The following is a 10337-nucleotide window of genomic DNA, read 5'->3' on the forward strand; positions in this document are numbered from 1 at the left end:
CGTATCACCTTCTGTTGATTGAGATCTTGGTCGTGATCAATCAACAGGATACGCCATCCTCCTATTTCCCCGTACACCAGAAATCACCATAACTCCTCTGAGTCATCCATTCGCTTCGAGTGGATAAAGGCAGACAACCCCGCTCCCCCCACTAACGTCCGCTTTGTGCGCTTCGGCGGAGCCCTACGGCCTGATCAATACTTATCCTCCCTAGCTGAAGAGGATAGAACAATGAGCGAAAACGGTATTGATGCAGAGCATCTGAACCCACCCTGGAACAAGGGTAAACTGTTAGGCCAAAAGCGCCCTCTGAAACTTAAAGAGATTTGGGGCATTCGCATTCGTCTTGAACTTGCCGGCAAAACTCGTGACCTGGCGATGTTTAACCTCGCGATCGATAGTAAGCTGCGCGGCTGTGACTTGATGAACCTCAAAGTAAAAGATATCAGCCACGGTACAACGATCCAGAGTAGAGCCATCATCATCCAACAGAAAACTGGTAAGCCAGTACAGTTCGAAATCACGGAGGAGACCCGAAAGTCTCTACGTGATTGGATCAGCTACAAACGGCTAACTAGCAATGACTTTCTGTTCCCCAGCAGGGTCGTTTCCAACCATCCTATCACTACACGGCAATATGCCCGGATAGTTGATCAGTGGGTTACAAGTGTTGGTCTGGATGTCTGTGACTATGGGACACACACAATGAGAAGGACCAAGCCGACTCTAATATACAGACGTACGCATGACCTGAGAGCAGTCCAGCTACTACTCGGTCATTCGAAGCTGGATAGCACTGTCCGCTATTTGGGAGTGGAGTTGGATGACGCCCTCGTATTGGCCGAACAAACTGATGTTTAAGGGGCTAAAAGGGCCGGCATGCGCTGGCCAAAAGCAAACCTTTGACTGTGATAAATATTATTTGAGAGCGTGGCTGTTTAAAAGTGGGAGAATAGGAAAAACCTACCATGTGAATACCAAACCTGATGTATGACGCGGTGTTAGTACCAGCGAAGGCTGGTACTAACATCACCAGATGGCACATGGCTCCGCGTCACCGGCAGAAGTCGGCGCTTCACTCTTCAAACATGCCTACGCACCAGCCCATCGCTGGTCTACCTGCGCGGAGCCTTGTTGCAACAGTGCGGTTCGTGGGCCTCGTTGTCCTTAATGTTCTGGTCGACAAAGCGATAGTAACTGCGCTTCATCCGGTTCCACCAGCCATTATCAAGCCTGGCCCCCTGCTGCCGGATGACCTCTTCCACCTTGTCCAGGCTGCAGTGCGTCGCATCGTAGGCGAAAGACAGGCTGGATGTCCTGGCGTCATAGCTCACCTGGTCCATGCCGAACAGCTGGTCAATCTCGTCGACCAGGGTCGTCGCGGCCTGTCCACTGACATCGGCCAGCTTGAGCCGGTGACTGACCAGGTTCACTTCCTTCACCCCGGGCTTATGGTCAAGATCACTCATTTGTCTTACCTCCGTTACTCCACAATCACTTCACCCCTGTACATCTGCATCTGGCAGGTAAAGGGATAGCGGCCCGGTTGCAGCGGTGGCAATGCCACCGTCCGGGTCTTGTTCAGCGGCAGCTCCTCACTGATGCCAAAGTCCTTGAACACCACCACACTGGCGCAAGGTGAGGGATCCTTACGCAGAAAATTGAGCTGGGCGCGCTGCCCCGCCTGAATGCGGATATGCGCGGGCGCGTAAACGCCGTCCTGTACTTCAATCGTAATCTCGCCGGCGGCCAGCGCCGTGGCCGGCTCCCGGTACAGCCAGAACCACCAGACGATCAGCGCAATCAACAGCAGCCCAAACAGATTAATCACCATCATGATATTACCTCCCTGTCAGTGTTCCTGTGGCTTGAACAGGCGCAAACGGTTGGCATTGGTCACCACCGTCAAGGACGAGAACGCCATGGCCGCACCGGCAATGACCGGGCTCAGCAGCACGCCGACGAAGGGGTACAGCAGACCCGCCGCCACCGGCACACCGGCCACGTTGTAGATAAATGCGCCGAACAGATTCTGGCGGATATTGCGCAGCGTTGCCCGACTGACCGCAATGGCGTCGGCCAGGCCGTGCAGCGATCCACGCATCAGGGTGACATCGGCACTCTCGATCGCCACATCGGTCCCGGTACCGATGGCAAAGCCTACATCCGCCAGCGCAAGCGCCGGCGCATCATTGATGCCGTCACCGGTCATGCCCACGATCTCGCCCCGCTGCTGCAATTCGGCAACCTTGCCGGACTTGTCCTCCGGCAGTACCTCGGCAAAGAACTCGTCGATGCCGACCTGCTCGGCCACAGCCCTGGCCGTATCCCGGTTGTCGCCGGTAAGCATGACCACACGGATACCGTCCTTCTGCAACCGCCTGATGGCGGCGACCGAATCCTGTTTGATCGGGTCAGCCACGGCGATCAGCGCCAGCAGCCGGTTATCCACCGCCAAGTACATCGGCGTGCGCGCCTGCGCTGCCAGCTGCTGAGCCTGCTCAAGGTGCGCCTCAATGGATATACCCCGGTCACGCATCAGCTTTTCATTGCCGAACAGCAGCATCTGACCATCGACCTGACCTTCCACACCGTGACCGGCAATGGCGTTGAACCCTTCGACACGACCCGGCTTGACCTCTCGCTCCAGTGCCGACTCAACAATCGCCTGTGCCAGCGGATGCTCGGAACCCTGCTCCAGCGTTGCCGCCAGCCGCAGCACCTCCGCTTCTTCAGCCCCCTCGAAGGGGATCACCTCGGTCACTTTCGGTGTGCCCTCGGTGATGGTGCCGGTCTTGTCCAGAATCATCGCGGTAATCTTCGACGCCGTCTGCAGCGCCTGGCCGTTGCGAATCAGTACCCCGGCTTCCGCCGCCTTGCCCACACCGACCATGACCGACATCGGCGTCGCCAGCCCCAGTGCGCAGGGACAGGCGATGATCAATACGGTGGTCGCCGACACGATGGCGAAGGCAACCGCCGGCTCAGGGCCGAAATTGAGCCAGGCCAAGGCACTGATCACGGCAAGGATCATGATCGTCGGCACGAAGTAGCCGGAAATCACATCGGCCAGTCGCCCGATGGGCGGCTTGGAGTTCTGCGCCTGCTTGACCATCGAGATGATCCTGGCGAGCGCGGTATCCTTGCCGACGCGGGTGGCGCGGAACAGCAGCGATCCCGACTTGTTGAGGGTACCGCCAACTACCTCGTCATCCGCTGCCTTTTCCACCGGCATCGGCTCACCGGTCAGCATGGACTCGTCTACCGACGAATGTCCGTCCAGCACTACGCCATCGACGGGAATCTTTTCACCGGGCCTGACCCTGACCTGGTCGTCTTGCTGAACCTGCTCAATCGGGATGTCGATCTCCTGACCGTCGCGCAGCACTCTGGCCGTCTTGGCCTGGAGCCCGATCAGGCGCTTGATCGCTTCCGAGGTGCGGCCGCGGGCACGAATCTCCAGTGCCAGCCCCATGTCAATCAGACCGATGATCATCGCGGTGGCTTCGAAATAGACATGCCGTGCCATCTCGGGCACCAACTGCGGGAAGAACACCACCACCATTGAATACAGCCAGGCCGTTCCGGTACCCAGCGCGATCAGGGTATCCATGTTGGCACTGTGATTACGAAACGACTTCCAGGCACCGACATAGAAATGTCGACCGGAAAACAGCATCACCGCCAGCGTCGCCAGCCCCACCAGCAACCAGCCGATGCGCTCTCCGGTCGTTACAACCGTCATCTCGCCAATGAACAGGCCGTAAATCATCAACGGCACGCCCAAACCCAGGGCGATCACCATCTCGCGGATCAGGCGCTTGTAGTACGCCTGGTCTGCCTGCTCCTTCTCGCTGAGCAGTTCTTCTGCCGACTCGCTCTGCGCCACCCTGGCGCCATAGCCGGCCGCTTCCACCGCCGCGATCAACGCCTGATCGGACACATCGCCAACGACGCTGACGCTGCGCTGGGCAAAGTTCATCTCGGCACTGTTCACACCCGGTACCTTCTGCAGTGCCGCCTCAATCTTGCCGACACAACTAGCGCACCCGGCACCTTCGATCAGCAGTTCGTGCGGACTACTGTCATGACCCGCTGCAGATCCAGCCGCCTCATGATGGCAATGCTCTGTGTGCTGTTTCGCTTCATGCATGTCTTATTACTCCATTGTGGAAATACCGCTATTTCCCCAAGTACAGTATGGGTGATATTCAGCGACATGAAACTTACCACCAGATTACATTTTCGTAAGCAAGGTTCATCAATAGCACCGCTAGATGATCACCCCGTCATTCTGTACCTCGATCTGCTACTCAAAAGCGGACCTGCCAGAACGTGACTGAACCCCAAAGGCCAGGTGAAAAGTTCTCGATCGGGAACCTTACGGAAATATCATCTTGACGTCAGCATAGCGATAAGTGACATCAATATACTGGGCGCTACATGTTTATCAGAGGAAGTAGCGATGACTATCATCAAACCAACCGTGCTGGCCCTGTGTCTGTCCACAATTCCCGCTTTTGCAGTTGCCAATGCGACTCATGAAATCAGCCATGCAGCTAAAGAACCGAATATCGGTCAGGCCGGTATTGCAACCAAGACCACCCGCACCGTCGAGATAACCCTGAAAGACAACTATTTCGACACCGAGACGATCACCGTACAAGCCGGCGAGACTATCCGTTTTGTGCTGAAAAACGAGGGTGGCCTGTTGCATGAGTTCAATATAGGCACGTCGCATATGCACGAAGGACATCAGACCGAAATGCTCAAGATGATGCAGCACGGCATGCTGACAGTGACCGGCATGAACCATGATATGGCTGGGATGGACCACGGCTCAATGCCCGAAATGGAGGGCATGGCGCACAATGATCCGAACAGCATACTGGTCAACCCCGGTGAGACCAGAGAGTTGACCTGGACCTTCTCGGGTGATGCCGAACTGGAGTTTGCCTGCAATATGCCGGGCCATTACCAGGCTGGAATGGTCGGCGAATTCAAGCACGAAGCTTGAAGCCCCTCTTTTTCAGCCCGGTATTAATATGCCGGGGTAGTTGCAGTTCAAGGAGAACCCTATGCGACTCAGTAATACGGCTAGAGGGCTGATCGCCCTCGCGGCGCTTATGCCGCTCGGTGCCCTGGCCGGCACTTACAACCTGACAATCGATCATCAACCGATGACGATTGACGGCAAGGCCAAAACCGCAATGACCATCAACGGCGGCATCCCTGGCCCCACGCTGCACTTCCAAGAGGGTGAAGAGGTTACAATCAACGTAACCAACAAGCTTGATGTCGACAGCTCTATCCACTGGCACGGCCTGCTGTTGCCCTACACAGAAGATGGCGTACCGGGTATCAGTTTCGACGGCATAAAGCCGGGTGAAACCTACACCTACCGTTTCCCGATCAAGCAGGCTGGCACCTACTGGTACCACAGTCACTCCGGTTTTCAGGAGCAGGAAGGTATCTACGGACCGATCGTCATCGAACCGGCAAACCGCGAGCCGTTCAAATTCGACCGGGAATATGTGGTGATGCTGTCGGATTGGTCGGCTGAAACCGGCAACCAGATTTTTTCCAACCTCAAGGGCCAGAGTGACTATTACAACTACAACCAGCAGACGGTCGGCAGCTTTATCGAGGATGCGAAAGCCAAGGGCTTCGGCACGGCCCTGAAGGAACGTCTGGCCTGGGGCGGCATGCGCATGATGCCCACTGACATTAGCGACGTGTCCGGTTACAGCTTCCTGGTCAACGGCAAGTCGACCGATGACAACTGGACCGGTCTGTTCCAGCCGGGTGAGCGAGTGCGACTTCGTTTTATCAACGGCTCGGCGATGAGCTACTTCGATATCCGCATCCCCGGTTTGAAGATGACAGTGGTACAAGCCGATGGTAACAACGTGCAGCCGGTGACTGTGGACGAATTTCGCATGGCGGTCGCCGAAACCTACGATGTGATCATACAGCCGAAGGAAGAACACGCCTATTCGATTCTGGCCGAGTCGATCGACCGCTCGGGATTTGCCCGCGGCACTCTGGCCCCGCGCGAAGGGTTGGCCGGCGAGATTCCCAAGCTGCGGGAGCGCCCGCTGCTGACGATGGCCGATATGAGCATGGCAGGCATGGGAGAGATGGATCATTCCAGTATGCCGGACATGGATAAAGGCAATATGAGGGATATGGATCATTCCAATATGGCGGGCATGGATCACTCACAGATGACAGCTGTCGCGCCGAACAATGACTATGCACCGGGTAGCGGCCTGACCCCCTCCGCCGCCGATGGCGGCAAGTTCCTGGTCTATGGCGATCTCAAGGCGATGACTCCCTACGTCGACTACCGCGCGCCGGACCGCGAGATCGAGCTGCGCCTGACCGGCAACATGGAACGCTATTTCTGGTCGATTAACGGCACCAAGTACTCTGAAGCCGAGCCAATACGGCTGACCTACGGCGAACGGGTACGGATAAAATTCGTCAACGACACCATGATGAACCACCCGATGCACCTACACGGCATGTGGATGCAGCTCGACAAGGGCAACGGCCGGTTCAATCCGCTGAAGCATGTCGTTAATGTCGCACCGAACACCACACTGACGGTGGATGTGCCAGTCGATGCTCTCGGCGAGTGGGCATTCCATTGCCACCTGATGTACCACATGGCGTCGGGTATGTTCCGCAAGGTAATAGTGGAACCGCCAGTCGCTCAGTCTGCCGCACTGTAAGGAGCAAAAGAGATGACTTTTAAGATGACTTATCGGGCGCCCGTGGGAGTTGCGTTGACGGTACTGGCGCTTGGGCTCACTGCAACCGCTAACGCCGCCAGTGCTGACGACGCATTCATGACCAAGGTCATGCTGGATCGCTTCGAGCTGCGCGAACTGGACAACAACGATAAATTGGCCTTCTGGGAAGGTCAGGTCAACGTTCGCAACGATTATCAGGGGCTGGCGTTCAAGACCAACGGCGAGCGCGCCAAAGGTGGCCCCACCGAAAGCGCCGAGTATCAGCTGCTCTATCAACGACTGATTTCAGACTTTTTCGACGCCCAGTTCGGCATCCGTTACGACAATCAGCCGGGACCCTCCCGAACCTATGCGGTTGCCGGAGTGCAGGGACTTGCGCCCTATTTCTTCGAGGTTGATGCCAACCTGTTCCTGAGCGATGAAGGCGATACGTCGGCCCGGCTTGAGGCAGAATATGACCTGCTGCTGACCCAACGGCTGATCCTGCAGCCGGCGGCCGAGATCAACGTCGCCTTCAGCGACGACGAGAAGATCGGTATCGGTACAGGCTTGAGTTCGGCCGAGTTGGGACTGCGGCTGCGCTACGAGCTGAATCGCAAGTTCACCCCCTATCTCGGCGTTCAGTGGGAACGGAAGTTCGGCAACACCGCCGATTATGCTCGCAATGAAGGTGAGGATATCGAGTCAACCGCATTCGTGCTGGGTATCAGCGCCTGGTTCTGATGTGAAGGTGGCGGGGCGTCAGACACAGTTATTCCCCTTCTCTGACGCTCCTTCCTAAACACTCTCCGAGCTTCACACGTGGTACCCAACCAATCCCCCCTAACATAACGACGAGTACAGCGGTTACCTGATATTTTCCGTTTGCCGCGATAATTCCGACGGAGCAAAATGACAAGCCGGTTTGTCCCTAGTCTGCAGGTACCGCAAATAGCAGTATGAAGCCCAGCGCCAGGCTCACCATGAAAAACGCACTCGTTCTCGACTGTTCCGACAAACATTGAACGCAACCAGGCATTGCAGCAGGTAATACAACGCAAAGGCTCTGGACGCCAGGGCAATGACGGTAAAGGTCGAACCGGTCCAGGCCAACACCGTTGTAGCAGCACCAACCAGTAGATAACCCCATCCTGGCTTGAATCGCCTGTGGCTCACCTCCTCAAGGTTCGACACTGCCGCCAGCGTATCGGCTACTGCCGCCGAAAATTGGGATAGCGCCGCTAGGATCAGAGGCATCGATAACAGGGTAGAGACAGTGACTGCGAGGCTGATCAAGCTGTTGTCTTCGTACTGTCCGTTCAACACCGGCACTAGCGGAAGGGTAACAACAACGAAAACGATATACACAGACAACGCGCTGTATTGCGACCAGCGAGACGCCCGGATACGAGTCCATATATCGAAACGGCCCCCAGATAGCGTGGGGTTGCAAACCCCTGTACCACGATCAACGTGCCGGACACTATGGTTAAGACCTCCCAGAAATAGCGCTCGGGCATCTCCAGCAAGGGTAGATAATCCAGTTCGATATAGAGCTCGGCATCATGCCGCGCAAAGCCCAGGACCAGCAGCAATACCACAGCAAGTGTCATATAAAGTGCAAACTGCTCCAGCCGCCCTAGCGGTGCAAGACCGCCTAACATACCGATCAGGGTGATCAGGATCGCCACAATAGAGGTCAACAGGCTCTTGTTGAACTCGCTATCCAGGTTCAGGCTTCCAAGCACGAATGCACTGAGGATATGGAGGTACAGACACACCGACACGATATAGGCCAACACCAGCGCAATGTCGGAGCCGCGCTCGAGCATGACTGTCAGCCGCTTGTTTCCCGCGGCCAGCACCGGTTCGGCGCAGAGGATATTGTGGCGCACGATGGCGCCGGTCTGGAGCGCGACCACGGAGATCGCCAACATCGCCAGTATGGCATAGGGCCCCACGCCGCTGGCCAGCACAGGTACGATAACGAGAAACCCACTGCCGAATATGGAGGCCAGTGGCGTACTCATCGCAGGGATGATCTGCCGTGGTTGCGGCAACTGACGATCCGGCGAGCAACCGCTCATACACCGACCATCAGCGGTGCTGCTGGTAAACGATGCCGTTAGCTTCCTGCATTTCGCGGATAAATTTCACGATAGCGGTGGACTCCATGAAGCCGACGCTCGTTTGCTTCGGCATATCGCCGTAGGGCCAATGATGCTGGCGTACACCATTGCGCATCGCGTTGTAGATCGATTTATCGTTATGATGCCCCGGGTTATAGATCGGGTGAACCAATGGAGGTCCCTTCATCGTGCCAGTACCGTTCTCGCCGTGACATTTGGCGCAGGTTTCATTGAACGCGCGCTGACCGGTCGCGCCCATCTTGCTGAGTGCAGGCACGGTGACATCGACATGCCCCTTGCGATGGTCCGCCAGTACTACATTAGGCGAAAGCATCACGAGCACCAGTAGGCTGGTGCAGAATTTCATTAGTCTACTCATCAACATGGGTGTTCCTCTTGGCAAACCTTCTTTACTGGGGCAGACGCCCTTCCATACGTCTCTGCCCAGCTCAAACGAACCCTGTCATTACAAGCCCGCTACTTATCCAACCGTTGCTCAAGCAGTTGCTGTATCAGATCCAGGCGTTTATCCATCTGACGATAGGCTTCCATCATACCCATGCAATTCATCTGGCCGCCCATCATGCCCATGCTTTTCATCGTTCCCATACCCCCGCCCTGCTGCATTTCTCCCATCATGCCCATTGTTTCCTGCAACTGCTGACGGTGCGCTTGCATCAGTTCCATTCGTTTTTCAGGGTCGTCAGTGTCCATGATCCGATCCATACCGGACTGCATCTCCCGCATGCGCTGCATCATCGGCAGCATACCGTCCTGACCACCCATCATACCCATGCCGCCGCCCGGCATCGACGACTGAATTGTTGCACCGGCCATCGCCGCTGGCGCTCCATTTTGGGCACTCGCATCCTGATGATGCTCCTGCTGGGCCCAACCAAGAGGGCTGGCAATCGACAGCGCCAGCGTCAGAATTAGCGTCGGTGTTTTCATAGTGTTCACTCCAGTTGCTCTAATTGTCTTTTATTGGCTAAACCCAACGCAGCCGGGATCATTCACTGTGCTGGGGTGCTGACTGCCAAGCGCTGGGTCGGTTTAATCAAACCCAGCCCTCGGTTTGGTAGAGCTAAAAACGAAAAGAAGACCATGCCCATGGTGCATAAACAGGTGCCTTAATGGACAGAGCAAAAGAATCAGACAGGGCAACCAGGCAACAAGATGCGCCAGACCTTCCGTCACCAGGAAACAGCTCAAAATGGCAATCACTTTTGGCGCTATCAGCCCCTTACCGCTTATCCATCGTATAACCTTCGACCTGAATGGTGCCCAAGCTCCAGTAATGGACCAGATTTCAGCTTCAATTAGCAGTATGGCAGGTCAAACTCGACACGGTACTTACCTGAGCATTACATTTTTGTAATGGGTATACGGATTTAATGGTTGATGGGGCACCTTCACCCCATCAATCTGATACCACCCTCAGATGGTTGATAGATCGACTCCGTAGTTGAGT

Annotated in this window: 10 protein-coding genes and 1 pseudogene; 4 read left to right on the plus strand and 7 right to left on the minus strand. The window is 56.0% G+C overall.

The features are described 5' to 3' along the window. Positions 1–231 precede the first annotated feature (231 nt). On the plus strand, positions 232–861 hold the full coding sequence (locus ABIE61_RS17900) for a tyrosine-type recombinase/integrase (protein WP_242530005.1): 630 nt from the start codon (positions 232–234) through the stop codon (positions 859–861). Between the two features lie 254 nt (positions 862–1115). Here ABIE61_RS17900 and ABIE61_RS17905 read toward each other — a convergent pair whose 3' ends face one another. Genes ABIE61_RS17905 through ABIE61_RS17915 form a run of 3 tightly spaced genes read right to left on the minus strand, consistent with a single transcriptional unit; the run spans position 1116 to position 4153 of the window. Continuing rightward, a complete protein-coding gene (locus ABIE61_RS17905; protein WP_206835653.1) occupies positions 1116–1469 on the minus strand; it encodes a cation transporter in 354 nt (117 codons plus the stop codon). 14 nt (positions 1470–1483) lie between these two features. Next, entirely contained in the window at positions 1484–1837 is a 354-nt protein-coding gene (locus ABIE61_RS17910) for a cupredoxin domain-containing protein (protein ID WP_206835655.1), read from the minus strand. A 15-nt stretch (positions 1838–1852) separates the two neighbouring features. Beyond that, a complete protein-coding gene (locus tag ABIE61_RS17915) occupies positions 1853–4153 on the minus strand; it encodes a heavy metal translocating P-type ATPase (protein ID WP_206835658.1) in 2301 nt (766 codons plus the stop codon). 312 nt (positions 4154–4465) lie between these two features. Between ABIE61_RS17915 and ABIE61_RS17920 the strand changes: the two genes are divergently transcribed. The 3 genes from ABIE61_RS17920 to ABIE61_RS17930 all read left to right on the plus strand — a co-directional run bounded on the left by ABIE61_RS17920 (position 4466) and on the right by ABIE61_RS17930 (position 7481). Further along, the gene (locus tag ABIE61_RS17920; protein ID WP_206835660.1) at positions 4466–5017 is read left to right on the plus strand and encodes a cupredoxin domain-containing protein; all 552 of its coding nucleotides are present in this window, start codon (positions 4466–4468) and stop codon (positions 5015–5017) included. 61 nt (positions 5018–5078) lie between these two features. Then, positions 5079–6737 carry a copper resistance system multicopper oxidase gene (locus ABIE61_RS17925; RefSeq protein ID WP_242530006.1) on the plus strand — a complete coding sequence of 553 codons (1659 nt, stop codon included), beginning with the start codon at positions 5079–5081 and terminating at the stop codon, positions 6735–6737. A gap of 12 nt (positions 6738–6749) precedes the next feature. After that, positions 6750–7481, plus strand: coding sequence for a copper resistance protein B (locus tag ABIE61_RS17930; protein ID WP_206835662.1), 732 nt, complete (start codon positions 6750–6752; stop codon positions 7479–7481). A 234-nt stretch (positions 7482–7715) separates the two neighbouring features. Here the strand turns inward: ABIE61_RS17930 and ABIE61_RS17940 are convergent. The 4 genes and pseudogenes from ABIE61_RS17940 to ABIE61_RS17955 form a co-directional block, all read right to left on the minus strand. Next, positions 7716–8824 (minus strand): annotated as a pseudogene (locus ABIE61_RS17940) (Aq_097 family APC-type transporter). A 10-nt stretch (positions 8825–8834) separates the two neighbouring features. Continuing rightward, positions 8835–9233 (minus strand): c-type cytochrome, encoded by a 399-nt coding sequence (locus ABIE61_RS17945; RefSeq protein ID WP_354412060.1) that lies wholly within the window; start codon positions 9231–9233, stop codon positions 8835–8837. Positions 9234–9343: 110 nt separating this feature from the next. Beyond that, a complete protein-coding gene (locus ABIE61_RS17950) occupies positions 9344–9817 on the minus strand; it encodes a hypothetical protein (RefSeq protein WP_206835671.1) in 474 nt (157 codons plus the stop codon). A gap of 102 nt (positions 9818–9919) precedes the next feature. Further along, positions 9920–10090, minus strand: coding sequence for a DUF2933 domain-containing protein (locus ABIE61_RS17955; RefSeq protein ID WP_341868537.1), 171 nt, complete (start codon positions 10088–10090; stop codon positions 9920–9922). Positions 10091–10337 lie beyond the last annotated feature (247 nt).

This window comes from Marinobacterium sp. MBR-111, from assembly GCF_040547585.1.
Classification (GTDB): Bacteria; Pseudomonadota; Gammaproteobacteria; order Pseudomonadales; family Balneatricaceae; genus Marinobacterium; species Marinobacterium iners.